Genomic DNA, 21,762 nt, shown 5'->3' with positions numbered 1-21,762 from the left:
AATTTTGACCAGCCTGCCAAATTCTCCCCAGGCATACTTCGATTGAATTCTCTTTCGTTTCTCTGAAAAGAGGCTGGAACCGAGGTGCGGGTGACGTGACCCGGCGTTGTCCCGACGACACAGTACACTTCGCAGTGTAGCCCGTAGGAACCATTCCACGTTGGGAGGCCGGTATGCTCGTTTACCTGATCCACGTTCGCGATCCACAGTTCTACGCGCTACCCGCTAAAACACGCGCCACGAACGGCAATATTCGCGTCATGGGGTTTCCTCCCATCGGCATCATGTCGTTGTCGTCCGTCATCAAGCAGGCAGGACACGAATGTGTGATGTTCGATCAGGCCAACCCCGACACCCCGAACCAAGTCATCATCGATCAGATCAATCGAGAGCAACCGGCGCTCGTCGGCCTCAGTTTTCTCAGTACCACGAGCTATCCCTACGCCAAGATGCTTGCACGGGAGATTCGCGCGACCAATAGGGCTGTGAAGCTCGCGTTCGGCGGTGTGTTCGCCAGCCTGAATGCTCCCTTGGTGAAATTGCAATGCCCCGAAGTTGATTATGTATGTCGGGGCGACGGGGAACAGTTGCTGCTCGACCTGCTGGCAAACTTCGAGAACCCGCAAGATGTCGCGGGTCTGACGTGGATGAAGAACGGGCAAGTCGTTCACAATCCCAACCGGTCCATGGAGCGGCAACTGGATCAGTGGCCCTTCCCGGATCGCGAGAGTTTGAAACTCGACTATGTCGAGTCCATGCCGTTGGACGTGCCGGTGGTTCTCTCGATGAGACGGTTCACGACCATGCAAACCTCTCGAGGGTGCCCCTGGCCCTGTATTTTTTGCGACATTCCGATCTTCAACGAAGGGAAATGGCGAGCCCGTAGCCCACAGCATGTGGTCGCGGAACTCAAGTATCTGGAAGAACTGGGCTATGAGTCCGTCGGTTTTGTGGACGACCATTTCCTGCTCCAGCCCAAGCGAATCGAGGCGATTTGCAACGGGATCATGGAAGCAAAGCTGTCGATCCGATGGGGCATTGAGGGGCGTGTGGATTCTGTCGCCCAGCATCTGTTTCCGGCCATGGCAAAGGCCAATTGCGGCGCCATGATGTTCGGCATCGAGAGCGGCAGCCAGAAGATTCTCGATCGCTTGAAAAAGGAACAAACGCTGGACCAAGTCACCACCGCCGTCAAGAATGCGAAAAAGGCCGGCGTGGAGATCGTGCACGGATTTTTCACGGTGGGCAATCCGGACGAGACGATCGAGGATATGGAGGCCACCTTCGATTTCGCATCCGCCCTTCCCCTCGATACCTTCGGGTTTAACCGGCTCTGTGTCTATCGGGGCACGCCCTTGTGGCAGGAATACGTCAAACGCGGGCTGGTCAACGAATCCACGGATTGGTACAAATATTTTAAATGTTCTGAAATCGATCCGACCTGTCTCTCAGGTGAAACCATCAACCGGGTGCGACAAGCGGGAATCAAGAAACTTTTTGTCTATAAACTCATCCATTACCCCGTCCAAACCTTTCAGCTCCTCCGCCGCTTCTTTCGGTACATGCCGGTGCGAGACGTGGTCTATCTTCTCCTCAAGCCCTTCATGGGCCAGAAGAAAGGTGCTACCAAGGCCGAAGTGGTCTCGCGTTTGGTCGAGCACGCCGACATGAAAGATGCCGCGGCGCAGCTGACACAGGTGGCGGATGACATGCTCCACAACGTGTTCGAAGCCTCGCGTCTCGAGCGTCTGCGGATTCAGCAAGCAGCCGAAAGTTCACGTGAGCTTCCGATGGTCCAAACCAGGTAGGACTGACACGGTACTTCGCAACCGCGTTGGAAAACAGAACGCCTTCGGTACAGTTTTTCTATCACAAGCATGTGCGCAGCAACACCGCGAGCGAAGATCGTCGCGTGGCCGCCCGTCGAACACATTCGGCCAAAGGAGCCCTTGACATCAGCCTCTGTGATGTATAATCAGGCCCTCTACTCATAACGCCATATAGGACGCGCGGAGATGAGTGCCAGGCATTCTGGAACAATTGGGAGTTTTCTCAGATCATCTGTCATGGCCTCGGTCTGCCTTCTCCTCCCAGGCTGCTCGCTCGTCGAGCCACCGAAAGAAGCGGGGAACTCCCGATCGCCTGGTGCAACTCAAACAGCGATCTTGGGCGTCACGGTCGAAGGCGATTACATGGAATCCTGCCGTGCGAGAGGTGTGCCGGTCCCACCCGATTGGAAGCAGTCTTCCTCCGAATGGGAAAGCCACGGTAATCTTAAGACCATTCTGCTGACGCCCAATAGTCCGGAGCAGGCACCGGCCGATCAGACAGCATCCGCAAGCGTCTGGTCGTACGCCTCGCCAAACGTGAGAGGCGCCTGCATCGCGATAGGACGAAACGGCGGCTCATTCCAGGTTATCTGTCAAAGCGCCACGACAGGGCATGCCTGTTTTTGGGGAAACGACACGAGTTCATCGCGTACACAGTGGACACCCGAGGCGACCGAGGTACAGCTATCCTCGCTCCGAGACCCCGTCCAAGGATTCGCTCTCGGGACTGTGGCGTGCACCGAATGTCATCGCGGGAACAACGCGTTCTTGGTCGCCCCTGATGATCCCATCTGGGCAACGGTGTTGAGACCTGAGCGCGTACGCCCGACATTTACCACCCGTGTCGAGCAGTCGCCACAACAGGGACGGTTAACGTTCGGCGCAACGACAATATCCTATCCGCGATTTATCCCGGTCGGCGGGAAATCCGTGGCCTTGAACAACCCATTGCCGACCACGACCGGATGTTCAGGATCGTGTCACGAGTCTCATTTTGAGATCTTAGAAAAAAACCATACGGTAGAAGGCTATGTCCGGGCGCCACGGCCCATGGGCCCGAACTGCGCCCACGATTCACCCCCGGATGATCCAACGAGGAATTGCTATCAAAGATGACCAACTCCCTGAGCAGCCGCCGATGAACCGTTTCACTGCGCCCTTCATGTTCTTCGCCTAAGTCGCTACAATGATTTGAGCCTGATTCTGGAGGAATATGCCTTCGGCCCCTGTCCCCTTCTACATCCTCTGCGGTTCCCTTGGCGCGGGTAAGACCACGCTGCTGATGCGTTTGCTCGAATATTGGAAAGCGCAAGGACGGCGGGCCGGTGTCCTGATGAACGAGGCAGGGGCGGTCAGCATCGATGGCCCTCGCGCCGGCACACTTGCCGAGCAGGTCATGAACCTGGCCGGAGGCTGCGTCTGTTGCGACACGAAAGAGGACCTGTCTTGGGGAATCGCGCAACTGGTACGCGATCATGGATCGGATGTTCTGATTCTGGAATGTTCAGGGCTCGCCGATCCCGCCGAAGTCATCGACGCGGTAACTGATGCCTATACGGCACGGCTGGCTGCGCTTGAACGGGTAATTGCTCTCCTCCATCCTGTTTCGACGGAAGAAAGCCACTCCAGCGCCTATGTGACGACCCAAGCGATCCGCTGTGCCGACGACCTGATCTTGAACAAGCGGGACCTCTACGTTCCTGGCCATTGGGAAAGGTTCCGCGACGCCATTCTCGAGCAAAATCCCTATGCCCGCCTGTGGGAAACGTCCCATGCGCGGCTCGATGCCGCAGCCCTTCTGACACCCCATCCATCGGCGAAACAGGCGGTGCCCACCAATGTGCTTTTCAGCAAGTCACGAGCGGGTTCCCCTCAACGGGCGGCCTACCATCCGATCGCCACCACGGTCCCATTGCCAGGTCCACTCATTCGTCGGCGCTTCTTGGCGTGGATTAAAACTATTCCGAAGGAACTGGAACGGGCGAAAGGCTACTTCCGGTTTGCAAATGAACCGGAGCTGCAGGAATTCCAGTATGCGCCGCCTGGGCAGGCGACAATTGCGCCGCTCACCTTGTTGGATGAACCGGATCCGGCCTTGGTATTGATCGGCCGAGGATATGACATCGATCGTCTGCGAGCGGATCTTTTGGCGACGGTGGAGCAGCCGACATCGTCCGCATAATCTCAGGACCTTACGTGCGCTTCCTCAACCGGCGCGGCCACCGATCCTAACTTCTTTCTGAATCGTGGCCAGCGAAGTAGGACAAATGCTGCTCCTGCGCCAAGAAGGCCTCCGAGCGCCCATCCGCCGAGCACATCAGTCACATAATGCGCGCCGATATATACGCGCGCGAATCCGACGAGGCCCACGATCGGCCAGGTGACCCAACCGGATCTCGGATAGAGGGTTTGCAGAAACGCCGCGGCGGCTGCCGTATTGATCGCATGGTTCGACGGAAAACTGAATAACCCTCCGCAGCCACTCGGCTCGATTTTCACCGCCTCGGCGAGCGCTCGGCATGGCCTGACACGCTCAAAGACCCATTTGAGCTGTCCACCGATAAAATCAGCGAATCCGACCGCGCCGGCCAGAACGGGTCCGCCTAACAATGCCTCTCGCCGGTTGCTCCAAATCCAATAGGCGATAGCGCAGGCTCCGGGCACATAAAGCAGGCTCCGGTTTCCCAGTTGGAGGAAGAAGTGATCGGCAGCCGGTGACCGGCCCGCCAAGCCGTTGATCGCAAAGAAAAGAGTCTCGTCTATGCTCATGCACGCGACGATAAAGCGTTACCCATTGGGCGTCAAGCGGCAACCATTCTCCTGCCCATAAGGTAAATGACGATTGTCAGAGAGCCACCCTTCACCGCGTCCGAAAATGGATTCGGACGGTCAGCTCACCGTCAACCGGATCATCCCCACGCATCTGGGGATCGAAGGTCCATCTGCCGAGCGCATTGACTCCGGCAGTCGTGAGTTCCCGATGTTTGCACGGCTCCAACACCACGACCGTCACCTTCGCCTGCTTGGAAACCAACAAGCGTGCCTTCATCCAATCATCGAGTTCTTGGCCGGCGAGTGATGCAGGAATGCCGGGCCATGGCGTTGACTTGGCGACAGGACCCACTTGCTGATCTTTATTGAGCGGCAGCCCATGAACATGGACCTCCGGCAGCTCCAGGACGTCTTCCTCGTGATCGCTTTCATGGGTCGCGTCGTCACCCGCCGCTGCATGTGCAGCGGCGGGCCCCAGGAACACGCACAGCACCCCGGAGAACACAAGCCGTGTACCAGCGCGGCACAGCATCGTCATGATTTCATCCATACGATCCTCTTATATCAGAAGAACCATTGCCCTCGGAAGAAGAAGGACCGCGGCATCCCGGCATGAGAGACCCCGAGGCCGATACTACCTTCCCCTTGATTGATCAAATACTTTTGATCCAGGGCATTCACGATATCGAACCCGAGCAGTAGCTTCTGCCCATCCCAGGGCAACGGAATGACATGAGCGATCGAAAAGTTATAAACGGTGTAGGACGGGCTATGAGTCGAATTGGTCTTTCCACCTTCCTCCGCCGTTCGAAGTCCCGATGCGAACAACACCTGCCCGGTGATCGTCGTTCGCTCGAGCAATCGATAACTCAGCACGCCCGAAGCGGTCAACGTCTGTTGGTGATCACAATGGATTCCACTGGAGGTATTGATATCCGCAATCTCGGCCGCCTCCAATAAGAAATGGCCGGATTGCAGCCCGTACCCTTTACACTGTCCCCAGGCGATGTTCCCGCGGCCCGACAGATTCTCCATGAACCACACCTTGAGCGCCGCATCGGCGCCCCTGGTCCAGCCTCGCTCAAAGGCAAAATAATTCAACAAGGGCGTCGTGCCAAACTGGCCGGCATCCGAAAGGAAGTTGGCCAACTTGTAGTAGCCGGTGAGTTGCAGAGTCGCCCAATCCGTCAAGGCATGGGAGCTGCCGATCTGAAAATAATGGGCGCGCTCGGCGCGAGGCTGATTGTTGGTCGTATCCTCCGGAGCCGCTTTCGTTCCCGCCGTATTCAGCTTGGCGAAGGAAATCGCCTCAAGATTCGGAGGAGTAAAGAGCCGGCCATAGAAGGCATGAAACGCGTGGGCAGGGTTGTATCGATACGTGACGCCGATCCGCGGGCTGATCTGTCCTTCGTCTCGCTGGTACTGCACGGCATCCCCGCGGACGCCCACGTTGAAGGTCCAGTGCTCGTTCGGAGTCCATTGATCCTGAATCCAGAACTCCTGGCGCCAACCGATCAGCCGGTTGTCGGCATTGACATTGATGACACCTCCGATTGGACCGCCCAACCCGTCATCGAGAAACGTAAACAGCCTCGTCTTATTGATCGCCTGCGTGCGATCGATCTGGAATCCAACCTTGATCAAATGCTCCTTGCTATGGACAAAGCTGTAATCGAAGCGCGCACCGCCGGAATAACCGGTGCGATCCTGGCTGCCCGCCGAGAAGGGTTCAGTTTCGTCCGGCACATACGACAAGACATTGAACGGATCGGTCCTGAACGTGGCCCTCGTGCGGCGGAAATACCCGGCCATGCTGAAAAAGTTACGGGTGTTGATGTCGTGTCTCCAGACCACGTGGCCGTACTGATTGTTCTCTTTCTGATTCTCATCCACCATTTCCGACGGCACGGGGGTCAACCCTCCGGGTAGCAGACCGACGATGGTGGGATTCAGCGCCTGGCCCGGCTGCGTGGGAATCTGATACTTGGCGACGGAGTTCAAGAATAGGAACGTGAAGTTATTGTTGTTATCGTGCTGATAATCACCGCGAAACATCGTTTGGTTCCGCTCGCTCTGCCCGTGAAAGATAGAATGACCGAGGGTCGGTGGCTCGATTCCCCGATTCGTCGCCGTATGGCTGTTCAGGAAGTAGTAACGGAACTTCTGACCGATACTTCCTCCATACTCGATGGACGGATTGATGGTGTTGTTCGACCCTCCGAACATTTGAACCGACCCGAATCCCGGCTTCGTCCCGCTCTTGGTTGTGATATCGAGCAGCGCCGTCGCCTTGTTTCCCACATTTGCCTCCATGCCACCCAGCACGATATCCGCCCGCTCCCAGGCTCTGGGCGTAATCACATCCGAAAACGTCGAAGAGACCGTGTCCGGAATCGGTACCCCGTCGATGCGGAATTGAAGATTGGCATGGTCCTGTCGGATATGGACTTGTTTCAAGGATCCATAGGTTGCACTTGGAATCGTCACCAACAGATCCTCCAGATTGATGTTGTTCCCGCGCGGGAGGACATCGATTTCTCTTCGGCTGAGCGAATAGGTCTCACTCGATGCTTTGGCCTGAATGGGGGGCAGCGGCGATACCACTTCAAGCGACACTTCCGTAGTTTGTGAGAGGGTGAGCGTCACAGCTTTTGGTGGCTCGTCACCTAGCGTCAGCACGACATATTCACTTCGATAGGTTTCTTGAACGGCGCTGACGGAATAGGTGCCGCCCGCTATGACAGAGACTTTGAACTCGCCGGCATCGTTCGAGACCCCGGAGGATACCGTGTCCCCCTCTTGATTCTTCACCTCGACCACTGCCTGGGGCACTCGGCGGAGATCCTGATTTTGGACCACTCCCTTAATGACCAAGGACTCATCATGATCCGCCGCATAAATGTCTGAACAGTTACACCAGGCCATTCCTATGGCAAACCCTGCGCACAGTACACATCTCACCACCGGGTACATCATGCCCCTCCTCAGTCACAACGCGACGATCGTGGGAATATGGGACGGAATCAGGCATGCCCCATAGCGAGCAGCCTATTATCCTATCCGGAGACTGACGCGACGGTTACAAACGGGGAGGAGCGCGGGAAGGACCGACTAGCAAAGGGGCTGCCGACAGCAGAATAGTTTCGGACGGAAGCTCCCGCTGTTGGACCGATTCGCAAAGAGCTAACCGAGGAACATCACAATCGACTGAGCCGGCCGTATGGTGCTGAACCCACTGACAAATGTCGGTGTCCGAATGTTCGTGACCATCCGAATCAGCTGCGGCCAGCTCATGATGAACGTCCTGGGCCATGGCAAAAGGCGCCATGCCCAGCATGATGCAGATCATCCCCAGCGCGACTCCCAGACGGAGGAACGGAGAGAAACGTGTAGTTCCAGCTATCATCGCCCGCATGGCCATAGAATAAGAACCCATGCTTGAAATTGCAAGAACTCCTCGCTCCAGGCCCCAATTCTCTCTGATCGGCCGCTTAGTTAGGCAGTATGGACTTTTCTGCTATTATTCGTTAGATTCGTCCCCTTTCAGGGTAGAGTCGACCAAGGGCCAAAACAAGGTGCGTGGAATTCATGAATAGACCGATCGACAACCAGCACGTTATCGAAATCAAGGCACTCCCCTCCCCCCGTGCCGTCAAGACAAAACTGCCCATTACCGATCAAGCAGGAGCCCTGGTCGTCGAAACCCGAGAAGCGATTCGCCGAATTCTCCATGGGCAAGATCGTGATCGGCTGCTGGTCATCGTGGGTCCCTGTTCCATTCATGACCCTGATGCCGCCTATGAATATGCCGCCAAACTAAAGCCCGTTGCCGATGCGCTGCGCGATCGCTTCCTCATCGTCATGCGAACCTATTTTGAAAAGCCCCGGACCACCGTCGGGTGGAAAGGCCTTATCAATGACCCTCACCTCGATGGGACCTGTGACATTGCGACGGGGGTGGAATTGGCGAGAGCGATTCTCCTCAGGATCAATCAGTTGGGCCTCCCCTGCGGGACGGAATTGCTGGATCCCATCAGCCCGCAATACGTCGCCGACTTGATCAGTTGGGCGGCGATCGGCGCCCGCACCACAGAGAGCCAAACCCATCGGGAAATGGCCAGCGGCGTGTCCATGCCGGTCGGGTTTAAGAATGGGACCGAGGGCAGCATGCAAGTCGCCATCAACGCAATGAGTTCCGCCCGTATTCCACATCATTTCGTCGGTATCAACGCCGACGGCCAAACCGCGATCATCAAGACGATGGGTAACCCTGACCGCCACATCGTGTTGCGCGGTGGAGGCGGAAGAACCAATTACGAAGCCGAGCATGTCGCCAAGGCAGAGGCTGCCGTCGCAGAAGAAGGCATCGCCCGCCCGATCATGATCGATTGCTCACACGACAATTCCAAGAAGGACCATACCCGTCAAGGCTTTGTCGCCCATGAGGTGTTGCGGCAATTCCGGGAAGGCCGCCAAAGCATCATGGGGCTGATGCTCGAAAGCAACTTGAACCCCGGTAGACAGGCGTGGAAAGAAGGCGTCGCCCTTCTTCACGGTGTTTCCATTACCGATGCCTGCCTTGGCTGGGGCGAAACAGAACATCTGTTGCATGAGCTCGCGACCGCAATCATTCCTAAGCCGGTCTCCTGATTCCTATCCTCCCGACCATCGAACCCGTACACTTCGACAACGATGACCGTGTGAGTCGGTAACCGGTGAATCATAGGGATGTTGAACCATCGCACCGACCATATCTCTTCGACACGCTCTGGACAAACCGATTGTAGAACACTTGGGTATCCTGGATTTCACTACCATGGTAGGATGCGCCGATGTTGATCGACACACATACACATCTCGACGACGCCCGCTACAACGACGACCGTGAAGCCATGATTGGCCGCGCGCGCGAGGCCGGAGTCGCGATGTTCATCACCATCGGCTGTGATCTCACAACCAGCCAATCTGCCGCCGTACTGGCCGATCGCTTTCCCTTCGTGTATGCCTCAGTCGGGGTTCATCCCCATGAGGTCAAACATATCGAGGACAATTGGTACGATGAATTCCGCCGTTTGGCGCAGAGCGGCAAGGTCGTGGCCTATGGAGAGATCGGGCTCGACTATCACTACAATCATTCTTCTCCCAAGGAACAGCGTGAACGGTTCCGCGAACAGATTCAGCTTGCGCGCGAACTCAAGCTGCCCGTGATCATTCACACGAGAGAGGCGCAGGAGGATACGATCGCGATTTTGAAGGAGGAGCGAGCGTCAGAGGTCGGCGGGGTGTTTCACTGTTTTTCCGGGGATAGCTGGCTGGCTAAAGAGGCGCTGGATCTGGGTTTCCACCTTTCGTTTTCTGGAATCCTGACGTTTCAAAACGCAACGGCACTCCGCGAGATCGCCCGGCAAACGCCGCTGGATCGCGTACTCATCGAAACCGACTGCCCGTATCTCACCCCCGTCCCCCATCGCGGAAAGCGCAACGAACCGGCCTACGTGACCCTGGTCGCACAACAGTTGGCGTCCCTGCATGCCCCATCTCTGTCGTTGGAACAAATCTCCAAGCAGACCAGCGACAATGCGAAACAGCTGTTCAAAATCGCCTGAGCTGACGGTCGCGCTGCCTTTGGGACTTTGGAAGCTTCCGGGGATTCCCCTTCTTTTCCGGTCCGCGCCTTGAGTGTTCGCCGTCTCCGGCATCAAGTTCCTTGTACGGCACGATGCCGATCGAAGCCGTCAATCCTCGAAGTTTCCCCGCAAACTCCCGAGCTTCCATGACGAAGGCCCCATGCGCTCTGGCCGCATTCACGATCTCATGGTCGGAACTGACGACCGCGCAGCCGACTCCATATTCCCGCGCCAACCGTTGGATCACCTGATCCGCCCGCTCTCCTCGTTTCGAATAGATCACCTGTACACCGGCGCGATGTTCCCGCTCCTCCGTCGATCGGCTCTGCTGCCAGCCATCGAACACAACGGTAATATGATGATTCTTGCGGTGACGATAGGCCGCGAGATCCCGCAATAACGATTCGCGGGCCGATTCCAGATGTCCGGAACGCGTTCCGCCAACTCCCAGAAGATTATATCCGTCGACGATCAAATGGGTGGGCATCTTTCACGCTACCGCGGAGATGATGGAACAGTCAATGCGGGTTCCGCATTACTAACTGGCGTATTTCTTGACAAGGCGACGGACATCTGAGAATAGTCTCACATCCTCATTGCCTGAAAAGGGCGTATGCAAGCACGAGAACCACGGCTGCTTTCAGTCAAGCCCGTTATCCACCTTTTATTCTGCGGGATCTTCCTTATTTCCGCACATGCCGTTCTGATCCAACCGGCCTGGGGTGAATCCCCTGACCATCATCGTCCTCAGGCGGCGACGAAGTCGAAAAAGCCCCGTGTGGGGGCAACGCCTGCATCCCTCGCTCCTGTCACTGTCCGAAACCTCCGGGTGATGACCAGCCCAGGCAAAACCAGACTTGTGATGGATTTAGATCGCCACACCAAGGTCGTCGAGCAACGAGAGGACAATCCGAGTCGTGTGGTTATTGCGCTGTCCAATGCCTCGTTAAGTCAACCGGCGCTGACCAAGGCCGCTGATGGTACAGTCCCTTCTCTCTTTATGGTGAGCCAACTGACTCCACATATCGTCGCCGTGTCCCTCCCGACCACATCATTTCGGACGTATAAGCAGTTCGCGCTTTCCGATCCTCCCCGCTTGGTTGTCGATGTCACCCCCGCCATAGACCAGGGTGCCGCCTCTCCAAACGGAATACGTGAGATACCTTCACGTTCAATCCCTCCGGCCCCTCAGCCCATTGCGCCTCCTGCCAAAGACTACACCACAATTGTGATAGACCCCGGACATGGGGGAAAGGACCCCGGAGCACGCGGTCTTCGGCGAACGGAAGAAAAAGACATCACACTGAAAGTGGGACTTCAACTCCGGGAGCTTTTGAGCAAGCAACCGGGCATGCGCGTGATGATGACACGTGACCGTGATGTCTTCGTCGAGCTGGGAGACCGGGCCAAGTTTGCCAATAGCCACGAGGCCGATTTATTCGTGTCCATCCATGTGAATTCGCATCCCTCGCGTTCCGTCAAAGGCATTGAAATCTATCATTTCGGAGAGGCCAAGGATCAGCGGGCCTTGGAAGTGGCGGCACGAGAGAACGGCACGCCCATCAGCAACACCGGAGTCGGATGGGAATATCTCGTCGCGGATCTGCTGACCACCAAGAAGATCGAAGAATCGTTGGAGCTCGCCTGGAACGCGAAAGAGGCGATGGTCGCTCAAATGAACGGGCACTACGCCGTCAACGACCATGGCGTCAAGACAGCCCCTTTTTACGTATTGAGATTTACGAGTATGCCCAGTATCTTGGCCGAGATTGCCTATATCTCGAACCCTACTGAAGAAGACCTCCTCCAGAAGCCGGTATTCGTCAGAGATGTCGCCCAATCGCTCTATCAGGGCATTGTCTCGTTCCTCGCCAGCAATAGATCGGATATCCGATGATCATTTCCTTGGTCGCGAGCTCCGGGTTTCATGCCCACCATAAAACTCATCCTCGAGTATGACGGCACGGCCTACGCAGGGTGGCAACGCCAGCCCGGCCAGCCGACGATTCAAGAAGCCGTCGAAACGGCCATCTTCGGTGTCACTCAATCCAAAGTACCGGTGATCGGCGCCGGACGTACCGACGCCGGAGTTCATGCGCTGGGGCAGGCAGCAAGCTTCCGTATCGACCGAGACATGACGCCTCGTGGATGGAGCAGGGCCTTAAATGCCCACCTGCCGGAGAGCATTGCAGTGCGGTCAGTCATGCTCATGCCGGACTCATTCCATGCGAGACATTCGGCAAAGGGCAAACTCTATGAGTACCGCATTGTGAATCGCTCGGAGCGTCCGGCGGTTGAACGAGACTATCGTTGGCACGTCCATCGCCCTCTCGATGACGCGGCGATGAATAAGGCCGGCCTCTACCTGATCGGCTCACACGATTTTTCTTCGTTCCAGACACAGCCGACAGAAAACGACGACCCCATGTGTCATCTTCAACGATTCACCGTCTTTCGAGAGGGTGAAGGATTGCGGATCGAAGCCTACGCCGACCGGTTCTTGAAGCAAATGGTCCGATCGCTCGTCGGAACCCTTGTGGAAGTCGGCACACACAAACGTCCGGCGGACAGCCTCAAAACCATTCTTGCGGCTCGTGACCGCTCGGCTGCCGGCAAAACGGCTCCCCCACAGGGGCTATTTTTGGTGCGAGTCGATTATGATTGATGCTTCAAAGATGCAGAGGAATCGTTGAAAGCGGGTCGCTACGTGCTGAATCGCGTTGAATTCAGCCTCAATGCAAGACCATACCCTCCACGAGGACCACATGTAGCACTTAACCTACGTCCAGCTTCGCGTATTCGCTAACCGTTGCGCTCGATAAACTCCATGAAGGCGTTCTTGTTCTGAACCGGCGTGGTGGCCGGTCTGCCCAAATCCTTCCTCGCTCCGCGGCGTACGCAGACTTCCAGTAGGCTCGGACCAATTGCGCGTTTCAGCTCTTCCAGACACGACTGGAGTTCCTGCTTCGTTTGAGCCCTCAGGACCTGTTCGTAGGCAGAGGCACGAGCAATGCCCAGAATATCAATATCCCGTGCCACTGTCGGCTGACCACCGACCGAATCATGGGCGCCATTGTTCAGAATAATATGCTTAAAATTTCTGGGCTTGAGCGTTCCATTGAGCGCCAGAGCCCCCATGTGCATCAGAAGCGCGCCGTCTCCATCGAGACAATAGACGGAGCGCTCAGGTCTTTGAAGCGCAATGCCAAGCGCGATTTGAGAAGCATGTCCCATGCCGCCAACCGTTAAGAAATCGCGCTGATGGCCGTCACCCCTTTTGCTTCTGTATTCGTACACTTCCCGAGAAGGCATGCCAGTGGTAGAGATAACCACATCTCGCTGCTCCAGGGCATCGATCACCTGCTGGATCGCCTCTTCCCGAGTGAGTGGGAACTCCGTTTTCTCAGTCCGCGGCGCAACAAAGGTGCCAAAGGTACCTTGCTTGATGATGAGGGCATAGGGGCCGCTGGTCTTTCGGACATAGGTAAGTGCGTCTTTCACGATCGTGGCCGCATGATCCAATTCCGGCCCCAACACGGAAACGGGAATCTCCATGGCCTCAAGCATGGGACGCATCACTCGACCCTGCTTTTTGTGTTGAGGCTCATCGTGAAACCCCGGTTCGCCACGCCAGCCAATGACGAACAGCATAGGAATCGAATACACCTCTTCATCAACCAGTGATAAAAGGGGATTGATGACGTTGCCCAACCCGGAGTTCTGTAGATAGACGAGGGGAATGTTCCGTGTTGCCAAGTGGTACCCCAGTGCCAAAGCCACGGCTCCGCCTTCATTCGCGGCGATGATGTGCCGATCGGTTCGACTCGTATGAGCGATGCAGGCACACAAATCTTTAAGCAGGGAATCCGGCACTCCCGTAAAAAACTCAACGCCATTCTCTTTCAGACATTCAATAAATTCCTGTGGGTTCAGCATGGACTCTTCTCCATAGAGAACGATTGAGTACGAATACGTTGCAAGTGGGGCGATCCCGAATTACCCGGCGGCGACCCCATCATGACGAGATGAGTGCGCGCGCGTAAAACGCGCGCAGAAGTCAAAAATTACCTGCTTGAACCACGTCATCGAGACTGTTGATATCAAGCCAGTGGCCGACCGTATACAGCACGCGAATCGGATGCTGACGCCTTAGCAGTTCTTGCAACAGATGGGGGATGCCGGCTTTGCGATTGACGGGATCGGCCAGCATTGCGGTCAGAATCGTTTGTAACTGGACGGCTCCAGCAGGAGAAGTTTTCAGAAAACCCATCCAGACTCCATGAGTGTGTTCTCTCGGAACCGTATCTCCCAATTGCTTGAGATAGATCTTCGCGTTAAAGGCCTTCTTTGAATTGGGCAAAGAGCATTCGGCAAAACCGCCCAAGCGAGCATAGCTGCTTTGGTTCTGCCAATCGCTATCCACGAAGATCACAAAGTCTTCTTTTTCCTGACAGAGCGCCTGAGGGATGTATTTATTGAACAGCACGTCACCGTACGAAACGATCAGGTCCTTGGCCAGGCCTTTCCGCGCCCGGAGAGCTTTGTCCAGGGAATCCAGTTCACCGGTTTCAGCAAAGTCATCGTTGTCGAGATAGGTCAAGTTCGGCAGGGTCACCGCTTCCTTTTTATACCCGCGCACGACCGTGATGTCTTTGATCCCCACGGCGTTGTACGCCTCCACGATGTGAGACAGAATCGGCGCGCCCTGAATGTTCACCATCGTCTTGGGCTGATGTTCCGTCAACTCCCGGAGTTCCTCCCCGCGGGAGGCGGCCAGCACGACGGCGGACGTGTTTTCGGCGCCGCGGGGAAGGTATCGGTCTTCAGCATCCTGTAATTCCGCAGCATTTTGCAGGCGAAAGATTTCTGAAACCGGCACGACCTTGTCTTCAATGGAGAGGAGATGTTCTTGTTCTTTTAAAATCCTCGCCGTTTTCTGCATGGCGGCCACCGCGGCCCGCAGCATGTGATTGGCCCAAATCACCATGGAAAATCCATGCTGCCGAAACACATCGGTGGGCGTGGCGTAGTATTTGGTGGGCACGATCACGACCGGGCATCGGTTTCCCCATTCTTGTTTGAACGACAGGATCTCATCCGGTACCGATAACGCACTATGAATGAGGATGCCGTCGGCACCTGCCTGCCGATAGGCCTCGGCTCGCCGCAAAGCTTCCGCCAGCCCCCAGCCGCAGATAAATGCTTCCACCCGGGCAATGATGGAAAAGTCCGGATCGGTCTGGGCATCTTTGCCTGCCTTGATCTTGCCGCAAAACTCTTGCATGTCCGCCATCGGTTGGGCGTCCCCCTTGATAAAGCTATTCGTCTTGGGGAAAAGCTTGTCCTCGATACAGACCGCGGCAATACGGCGCTGCTCCAGTTTACGGACGAGACGCTGCATGTTATTGAAGTTGCCGTATCCGGTATCGCCGTCGAGAAGAATCGGAATCGTCGTCGCATCGGACATGAATTCCAGATTGTCCAGGACTTGGGTCCAACTGGCTTCGTTGTTGTCGCGGACACCGAATTGCGCCGAGATGGAAAGGCCGCTGGCCCAAATACCTCGGAAGCCGGCTTCTTGAACTATTTTTGCGCTCAGACCATTGTGGGCTTCACAGATGAATTCCAACTGCTCGGACATCAGGAGCTTCTTAAATTGGCGCGCCGGTGTGCTGCCTGGTGTTGAACTCATGAGTTCCCTTCCTTATTCCTGCCGATACTGTTCGATACGGCTGCCGCTATACTTAATGGCTCGCCGGAGAGAATACCCTATTTCCCCGGGAGAAATCTTCCTACCTTCAGTCCGGAGAACGGTGATGAATTAGAACGGTGAAGTGTACAGACGAGAAGCTGGGGCTAATGGAAGGTAATTGGAAGATCGGCCGGCGGGATTGGGACTGCCGGCCTAAAGAATCGGAGAAAATGAGTGCACTCAAGCGGCGGGCGAGGAGAAAACGAAGAGGTCGAGTGAAGAAACCTAGGGACGCGGCTTGTCCGGGTTTTCGAGCTTCTTGCGGAGCTCGATCAATTCGCGTTCAAGGGCGATCAGCCGGTCAAAAATCGGATCGGACAGATTGACCTGATCCATGGTCGCATCTGGTAAACGCGTCCCCTGGGTCTTAATGACACGGGCGGGCACGCCGATCACGGTTGAATTGGCCGCGACATGCTTCAGCACGACGGAATTTGCGCCGATTTTCACGTTATCGCCGATCGTAATGCCGCCAAGGATCTTGGCACCGGCCCCGACCACGACGTGATTGCCCAGAGTGGGATGGCGTTTCCCCCGCTCCTTGCCCGTGCCGCCCAACGTCACTCCTTGAAAGAGCGTCACATAATCGCCGATTTCGGCCGTTTCCCCGATCACGACTCCCATCCCGTGGTCGATGAAAAAACCGGTCCCGATCTTGGCGGAAGGATGTATCTCAACACCGGTCACCCAACGGGCGAACTGCGAAACAACACGCGGCAGAATCGGAACATCATGTGATTTCAGCCAGTGGGAGAAGCGGTAGGCCAGGAGGGCATGAAACCCGGCATAGGTCAGGACCACCTCCAGCTTGCTGGTTGCCGCGGGATCCCGATCAAAAATCGCCTGGAGGTCTTGTTTGATCTTCGTCAACACGACTGAGTAGCGTACGACGTCAGACCGGCTCGATCAAACATGCAGCGTGAGCGATCATTCCCTCTTCGTGCCCGACCGCATCTAATCCTTCCCCGCTCTTGACCTTCACATTGATCAGGGCAGGATCGATGTCCGCAGTCTCCGCCATTGTCTTCTGCATCGCCGCCAGATGCGGGCCGAGCCGCGGAGCCTGGGCCACAATCACGGTGTCGATGTTTCCCACCTGATACCCCTTGGCCTTCAGCTTCGCCATGACATCTTCCAACAGTTTCAAGCTCGAGATCCCCTTGTACTTGGGGTCTGAACTCGGGTAGTGCCGCCCGAGATCTCCTTCTCCCATCGCGCCCAACAACGCATCGCAGACCGCATGCACCAGCACATCGGAATCGGAATGGCCGAGCAATCCTTTCGTGTGCGGAATTTCAATTCCCCCAAGAATCAATTTACGGCCCGGTCCGAGTGGGTGGACGTCGTAGCCATAGCCGATACGAAAGCCTCTTTTCATGTCGATCCTTTCATGCTGTCCGATCGGCGTGACGACAAGATTGCTTCGCCGATCGCCATATCTTCCGGCCTCGTCACTTTGATATTTTCTCCGCTCCCCTCCACCACAGACACAGGATAGCCGCACCACTCCATCAAATAAGCGTCATCCGTCGCGCGAACTCCCTCACCATGAGCCTTCCGATGGGCTGCCAACAACCAATCTCGCCGGAAGGCTTGCGGGGTCTGAGCCAGCCATAGGGTCTCCCGATCGAGTGTCCGTTTGATCACATGGTCCATGCCCACCTGCTTGACCGTATCTTTCATCGGCAGAGCAATGATCGCTGCTCCCTTAGCCCGCGCCTTCCGCACCACTTCTTCCACCATCCGCTCGGTAAGAAACGGGCGTACGGCATCATGGACCAGCACCACCGCGACATCGTCGTGCACTTCCTCGAGCGCATGCCGCACTGAATCCTGCCGCTCCTTTCCTCCAGGCACTACTTTTGTCACTTTGGTGAAGTGATGCTGTGCCACAATCTGCGTGAGGCAATAGTCCATCTCGGTTGCGGGAACAGCTAGGATGATTTCATCGATGGCTGAAGAGGCTTGAAGGACACGGAGAGAATGGAGGATAAGAGGTTCCCCGCCGAGCGACAGGAATTGTTTCGGCACAGGGCCGCCCATGCGAAGCCCGCGTCCGGCGGCAGGGACGAGAGCCGCGGTGCGATTACTCACGGATCAAGTCCGGGCTAGCGTGCTCATTGTGGGAGGAACTATCGGTCGTCGGCGAAACCCCGGCGTCGGTCCCTTCCATCTTGCTGACTTCAGGGCGCCTCATGGACGAAGTGTGAGATAGATCGTCCTACCCTGCCGTTTCAACAACAGCAACACGGCTTGATCCTTCGGCAGTTTACCGGCGATCCGTTCAAAGACCTTCACCGACGTCACGGCTTGACGATTCACTTCGAGTACGATATCGCCTTCTCGAACCCCTAATTCTTCAGCCGTACTCCCGGGCTTGACCCGAACAATCACGACACCTCGATCATTCGGCTTCAGCCCATATCGGCCTGCCAATTCTTCAGTCAGGTCGCGAACGTCAAGACTGGACAACACCCCCGTCGGCGTGGCCGATTCTCCCCCGTCGTCATCGCCATTTTGCGACATTGACTTGGGCTGTTCAACGATGGTGAGGTCGACGGTTCTCGGCTTCTTGTCACGAATAAACTTGATGGTTACCTTTTTCCCCACGGGAGTCTGAGCCACGGCATTACGCAGGTGTGTCGGCGAATCCATCGGTTTGCCGTCATACTCGATGATGACATCGGCGCGTTCGAATCCTGACTTTTTAGCCGGGCTGTCGTCCATGACGTCACTGACCAACACGCCTTTGGTGTCACCAACCCCGAACTGGGAGGCCAATTCAGGCGTCAGCTCTTGAATGGAGACCCCAAGCCAACCACGGACGACTTTTCCGGTCTGCACGAGCTGCCCCATGATGGCTTGGGCCATATTGCTCGGTACGGCAAACCCGATCCCCATGTTGCCGCCGCTCTGACTGAAAATCGCCGTGTTGATGCCCACCAGCTCTCCCCGCACATTGACCAACGCCCCGCCGGAGTTTCCCGGATTGATGGCCGCATCCGTCTGGATGAAATCTTCGTACTCGGCAATTCCCGCGGCTCGCCCTAAGGCACTAACAATCCCTAACGTCACGGTCTGTGTCAGGCCAAACGGATTTCCCACGGCAAGAACGAACTCCCCGACCTCCAGTTTATCTGAATCCGCCCAGAGTACGGTGGGAAGCCCCGTCGCGTCGATCTTCACAACGGCCACATCGGTTTTCGGATCGGTGCCGATCAGCTTCGCCTTGAACTCACGCTTGTCCGACAGCGTGACTCGAATGTCATCCGCTTTGCCGACGACATGATTGTTGGTGATGATCAGCCCGTTTGACTCTACGATGACGCCGGATCCAAGCCCCCGCTCTTTGCGTTCTTTCGGATGCTCGAATCGCCGAAAAAACTCATCGCCGAAAAACTTTCGAAACAACGGGTCGTCGAACGGCGTTGTGCCTGATCCCTCAGAACGCCCGCTTTTGGTGGCATAGATATTCACGACCGCGGGCTTCACAGACTTGGCAATGTCGACAAATGTTTGTCCGCTCCCACCTAGTGCAGGCTGAGGAGCGGTCGATACCGGTCTGGCGACCGGCGGAGGAGCAGCCGGAGACGGGGTATCCGGTATGGCGTGACCCGTCGGCAGCCAACCGAGGTCCGAGGCCACGACAAAACCGATGATCATCCCGGCAGTCAACAAAGTGGCTGCAACGACCCAACTTCTGGTCTTCTGAGGCGGCTTCTGTCCGAGATCCAACTGGTCCATAATAGCTGATCTGCTCTTTTTTTGGCCGGATCAGTGCTTATTGAATCTCGCCGGCATAGATTCCCATGATGGTCTGGAGAAACTTAATCGCTTCCGCTTTCGGGCGTTGGAATGAATTCCGACCGATGATGCTGCCGAATCCGCCTCCATCGCGAATCGCCCGCGCTTCGTCAAAGACGTTTTTATCCTCGCTTTTCGCCCCGCCGGAAAAGATCACAATCCGCCGGCTATTAAAGGAACTCTGCACCACGTGCCTGACTCGTTCCGCCAGCGTCTTGATCGGTATCTGTTCGGCCTCGTACACTTTTTTTGCCGCAGACTGTTCGAGATGCGCGGTCGGAAGCTTGACCTTGATCACATGCGCTCCGAGTTGCGCCGCAATTTGCGCCGCGTAGGCCACGACATCCATCGCCGTTTCACCCTCTTTGCTCAACGCGGACCCGCGCGGATACGACCAGACCACAACGGCCAGACCGCTTTCCTTGGCTTCCTCGGCGATCGCCCGCAGTTGCTCATACATGGCGTTGCAGTGAGCCGACCCGGGATAGATCGTAAACCCCACCGCAGAACACCCCAAACGAAGCGCATCCTTCACACTGCCGGTGACCGACGGCAGCGGATCCTTCTCGTCATGCAGCACATCGTGATTGTTCAGCTTGAGGATGAGGGGAATCTGCCCCGCAAATTGATTGGCTGCGGCCTCGAGAAAACCTAACGGCGCGGCATAAGCGTTACACCCCGCATCGATCGCCAGCTGAAAATGATAGTGCGGATCATAGCCGGGCGGGTTCGGCGCGAAGCTCCGCGCCGGACCATGCTCGAATCCTTGATCAACCGGCAGGATCACCAGTTTGCCGCTTCCGGCTAGTTTGCCGGATCGAAGCAAGCGGGCGATATTGGTTTTTGTTCCGACGTTATCGCTGCCATACCAACTCAGAATTTCTTGAACTCGATCTCCCATGATTTCCTCCCGCCAACATCACAGTAACACATACATGAGTAATTAGGCTCTCCCTTGAATATACGCTTCCGCCTGCTCGACATCGTAACGGCTGCCGATGATCAGCGGCACGCGTTGGTGGAGCTTCTTGGGTTCCACTTCCAGTATTCTCGATGTTCCCGTCGAGGCTTTTCCACCCGCCTGCTCGACGACAAACGCCAACGGATTCGCCTCATACAGAAGCCGGAGTTTCCCTTCGGGTTTATCGAGTTCGCCCGGATAGAGATAGATTCCTCCTCCGAGCAACAAGCGGTGCACGTCGGCCACCAAACAGCCCGAATACCGGGCACTGTACGGACGACTGGTCGCCTTATCGCTGGCCTTGAGGAAATCCAGATACTTTTTCGTTCCTTCCGACCACTTGTTATAGTTTCCCTCGTTGGCCGCGTAGACCTTGCCTTTGTCTGGAATGCTGATCCGCGCATGTGACAGCAGATATTCGCCAATCCCCGGTTCAAGCGTAAAGCCGTACACGCCTTGTCCGACCGTATAGACCAGCATGGTACTCGACCCGTACAGCAGATACCCGGCCGCGACTTGTTCGGTCCCTCGGCGCAGTAATTCCTCTTCAGCGGGCAAATGATCGGACCGGCCGTACTTGAGCACGGAAAAAATGGCGCCGAGCGGCATATTGTTGTCCGTATTGGAGGAGCCATCGAGCGGATCGAAGAGCAGCATGTACTTGCCCTGCGGCCAATTGCCCGGCAGCGAAATCGGCTTTTCCATTTCTTCCGAGGCCAGGGCACAAACATATCCGCTATGCTGGAAGACTTTGACGAAGTCGTCATTGGCGATGGCGTCCAGCTTCTTGACCACTTCCCCCTGCACGTTCGTGTCGCCCGTCGTGCCAAGAATGTTGATCAGGCCGGCTCGCCTGAGATCTTGCGCAATGAGCTTGCCGACGAGACCGATCCGGGTCAACAGGCTTGAGAATTCTTCCGTCGCGCCTTGGTGCGACTCCTGATTTTGAATGATAAACCGGCTTAAAGTAAGGGGAAATTCTCTCATGATGCCGCTCAGTATAGCGAGTTTGACCCG

The 21,762-nt window shown here is 56.3% G+C and carries 19 protein-coding genes; 7 read left to right on the top strand and 12 right to left on the bottom strand.

Annotated features, from left to right (window positions below; all coding sequences use genetic code 11):
* Positions 1–173 precede the first annotated feature (173 nt).
* From H8K04_04865 to H8K04_04855, 3 genes are all read left to right on the top strand, one after another.
* Entirely contained in the window at positions 174–1,808 is a 1,635-nt protein-coding gene (locus tag H8K04_04865) for a B12-binding domain-containing radical SAM protein (protein ID UVT16890.1), read from the top strand.
* Positions 1,809–2,066: 258 nt separating this feature from the next.
* The gene (locus H8K04_04860; GenBank protein UVT16889.1) at positions 2,067–2,945 is read left to right on the top strand and encodes a hypothetical protein; all 879 of its coding nucleotides are present in this window, start codon (positions 2,067–2,069) and stop codon (positions 2,943–2,945) included.
* A gap of 97 nt (positions 2,946–3,042) precedes the next feature.
* A complete protein-coding gene (locus H8K04_04855; protein UVT16888.1) occupies positions 3,043–4,011 on the top strand; it encodes a GTP-binding protein in 969 nt (322 codons plus the stop codon).
* A gap of 2 nt (positions 4,012–4,013) precedes the next feature.
* On the opposite strand, the gene H8K04_04850 is transcribed toward H8K04_04855, so the two are convergent.
* From H8K04_04850 to H8K04_04840, 3 genes are all read right to left on the bottom strand, one after another.
* Entirely contained in the window at positions 4,014–4,598 is a 585-nt protein-coding gene (locus H8K04_04850; protein ID UVT16887.1) for a phosphatase PAP2 family protein, read from the bottom strand.
* A gap of 91 nt (positions 4,599–4,689) precedes the next feature.
* Positions 4,690–5,151, bottom strand: coding sequence for an energy transducer TonB (locus H8K04_04845; protein UVT16886.1), 462 nt, complete (start codon positions 5,149–5,151; stop codon positions 4,690–4,692).
* A 14-nt stretch (positions 5,152–5,165) separates the two neighbouring features.
* A complete protein-coding gene (locus tag H8K04_04840; protein UVT16885.1) occupies positions 5,166–7,577 on the bottom strand; it encodes a TonB-dependent receptor in 2,412 nt (803 codons plus the stop codon).
* Positions 7,578–8,189: 612 nt separating this feature from the next.
* Here H8K04_04840 and H8K04_04835 point away from each other — a divergent pair.
* Positions 8,190–9,251 carry a 3-deoxy-7-phosphoheptulonate synthase gene (locus H8K04_04835; protein UVT16884.1) on the top strand — a complete coding sequence of 354 codons (1,062 nt, stop codon included), beginning with the start codon at positions 8,190–8,192 and terminating at the stop codon, positions 9,249–9,251.
* Between the two features lie 182 nt (positions 9,252–9,433).
* Positions 9,434–10,207 carry a TatD family hydrolase gene (locus H8K04_04830; protein UVT16883.1) on the top strand — a complete coding sequence of 258 codons (774 nt, stop codon included), beginning with the start codon at positions 9,434–9,436 and terminating at the stop codon, positions 10,205–10,207.
* Here the strand turns inward: H8K04_04830 and H8K04_04825 are convergent.
* Positions 10,194–10,715: an NYN domain-containing protein gene (locus tag H8K04_04825; protein ID UVT16882.1), complete on the bottom strand. Its 522-nt coding sequence runs from the start codon at positions 10,713–10,715 to the stop codon at positions 10,194–10,196. The genes H8K04_04830 and H8K04_04825 overlap by 14 nt on opposite strands.
* Before the next feature lie 126 nt (positions 10,716–10,841).
* On the opposite strand from H8K04_04825, the gene H8K04_04820 reads away from it, so the two are divergent.
* Positions 10,842–12,125: an N-acetylmuramoyl-L-alanine amidase gene (locus H8K04_04820; protein UVT16881.1), complete on the top strand. Its 1,284-nt coding sequence runs from the start codon at positions 10,842–10,844 to the stop codon at positions 12,123–12,125.
* Positions 12,126–12,155: 30 nt separating this feature from the next.
* A complete protein-coding gene (gene truA / locus H8K04_04815) occupies positions 12,156–12,893 on the top strand; it encodes a tRNA pseudouridine(38-40) synthase TruA (GenBank protein UVT16880.1) in 738 nt (245 codons plus the stop codon).
* 137 nt (positions 12,894–13,030) lie between these two features.
* Here the strand turns inward: truA and aepY are convergent, their stop codons facing one another.
* From aepY to fbp, 8 genes are all read right to left on the bottom strand, one after another.
* The gene (aepY, locus tag H8K04_04810; GenBank protein UVT16879.1) at positions 13,031–14,164 is read right to left on the bottom strand and encodes a phosphonopyruvate decarboxylase; all 1,134 of its coding nucleotides are present in this window, start codon (positions 14,162–14,164) and stop codon (positions 13,031–13,033) included.
* 121 nt (positions 14,165–14,285) lie between these two features.
* The gene (gene aepX, locus H8K04_04805) at positions 14,286–15,920 is read right to left on the bottom strand and encodes a phosphoenolpyruvate mutase (protein ID UVT16878.1); all 1,635 of its coding nucleotides are present in this window, start codon (positions 15,918–15,920) and stop codon (positions 14,286–14,288) included.
* Positions 15,921–16,205: 285 nt separating this feature from the next.
* Positions 16,206–16,853: a serine O-acetyltransferase gene (cysE, locus tag H8K04_04800; GenBank protein UVT16877.1), complete on the bottom strand. Its 648-nt coding sequence runs from the start codon at positions 16,851–16,853 to the stop codon at positions 16,206–16,208.
* Between the two features lie 19 nt (positions 16,854–16,872).
* Positions 16,873–17,358, bottom strand: coding sequence for a 2-C-methyl-D-erythritol 2,4-cyclodiphosphate synthase (locus H8K04_04795; protein UVT16876.1), 486 nt, complete (start codon positions 17,356–17,358; stop codon positions 16,873–16,875).
* Positions 17,355–18,074 carry a 2-C-methyl-D-erythritol 4-phosphate cytidylyltransferase gene (ispD, locus tag H8K04_04790; GenBank protein UVT16875.1) on the bottom strand — a complete coding sequence of 240 codons (720 nt, stop codon included), beginning with the start codon at positions 18,072–18,074 and terminating at the stop codon, positions 17,355–17,357. Before ispD ends, H8K04_04795 begins: the two co-directional genes overlap by 4 nt.
* Positions 18,075–18,173: 99 nt before the next feature.
* Entirely contained in the window at positions 18,174–19,724 is a 1,551-nt protein-coding gene (locus H8K04_04785) for a DegQ family serine endoprotease (GenBank protein UVT16874.1), read from the bottom strand.
* A 37-nt stretch (positions 19,725–19,761) separates the two neighbouring features.
* The gene (locus H8K04_04780) at positions 19,762–20,685 is read right to left on the bottom strand and encodes a class I fructose-bisphosphate aldolase (GenBank protein ID UVT16873.1); all 924 of its coding nucleotides are present in this window, start codon (positions 20,683–20,685) and stop codon (positions 19,762–19,764) included.
* Between the two features lie 42 nt (positions 20,686–20,727).
* Positions 20,728–21,732, bottom strand: a complete 1,005-nt coding sequence (gene fbp / locus H8K04_04775) for a class 1 fructose-bisphosphatase (GenBank protein ID UVT16872.1) — start codon at positions 21,730–21,732, stop codon at positions 20,728–20,730.
* Between the last annotated feature and the right edge of the window lie 30 nt (positions 21,733–21,762).

Origin of the sequence: Nitrospira sp. (assembly GCA_024760525.1) — a bacterium.
Taxonomy (GTDB): domain Bacteria; phylum Nitrospirota; class Nitrospiria; order Nitrospirales; family Nitrospiraceae; genus Nitrospira_D.
The sequence above is the reverse complement of the archived record's forward strand: the minus strand, read 5'-3'. Positions and strand labels throughout refer to the sequence as shown.

Bases quoted from the DNA above. Each gene is read 5' to 3' on its own strand.
- H8K04_04865 (UVT16890.1), top strand. From the start codon at position 174: ATGCTCGTTTACCTGATCCACGTTCGCGATCCACAGTTCTACGCGCTA.
- H8K04_04860 (UVT16889.1), top strand. From the start codon at position 2,067: ATGGCCTCGGTCTGCCTTCTCCTCCCAGGCTGCTCGCTCGTCGAGCCA.
- H8K04_04855 (UVT16888.1), top strand. From the start codon at position 3,043: ATGCCTTCGGCCCCTGTCCCCTTCTACATCCTCTGCGGTTCCCTTGGC.
- H8K04_04850 (UVT16887.1), bottom strand. From the start codon at position 4,598: ATGAGCATAGACGAGACTCTTTTCTTTGCGATCAACGGCTTGGCGGGC.
- H8K04_04845 (UVT16886.1), bottom strand. From the start codon at position 5,151: ATGGATGAAATCATGACGATGCTGTGCCGCGCTGGTACACGGCTTGTG.
- H8K04_04840 (UVT16885.1), bottom strand. From the start codon at position 7,577: ATGATGTACCCGGTGGTGAGATGTGTACTGTGCGCAGGGTTTGCCATA.
- H8K04_04835 (UVT16884.1), top strand. From the start codon at position 8,190: ATGAATAGACCGATCGACAACCAGCACGTTATCGAAATCAAGGCACTC.
- H8K04_04830 (UVT16883.1), top strand. From the start codon at position 9,434: ATGTTGATCGACACACATACACATCTCGACGACGCCCGCTACAACGAC.
- H8K04_04825 (UVT16882.1), bottom strand. From the start codon at position 10,715: ATGCCCACCCATTTGATCGTCGACGGATATAATCTTCTGGGAGTTGGC.
- H8K04_04820 (UVT16881.1), top strand. From the start codon at position 10,842: ATGCAAGCACGAGAACCACGGCTGCTTTCAGTCAAGCCCGTTATCCAC.
- truA (UVT16880.1), top strand. From the start codon at position 12,156: ATGCCCACCATAAAACTCATCCTCGAGTATGACGGCACGGCCTACGCA.
- aepY (UVT16879.1), bottom strand. From the start codon at position 14,164: ATGCTGAACCCACAGGAATTTATTGAATGTCTGAAAGAGAATGGCGTT.
- aepX (UVT16878.1), bottom strand. From the start codon at position 15,920: ATGAGTTCAACACCAGGCAGCACACCGGCGCGCCAATTTAAGAAGCTC.
- H8K04_04795 (UVT16876.1), bottom strand. From the start codon at position 17,358: ATGAAAAGAGGCTTTCGTATCGGCTATGGCTACGACGTCCACCCACTC.
- H8K04_04785 (UVT16874.1), bottom strand. From the start codon at position 19,724: ATGGACCAGTTGGATCTCGGACAGAAGCCGCCTCAGAAGACCAGAAGT.
- H8K04_04780 (UVT16873.1), bottom strand. From the start codon at position 20,685: ATGGGAGATCGAGTTCAAGAAATTCTGAGTTGGTATGGCAGCGATAAC.
- fbp (UVT16872.1), bottom strand. From the start codon at position 21,732: ATGAGAGAATTTCCCCTTACTTTAAGCCGGTTTATCATTCAAAATCAG.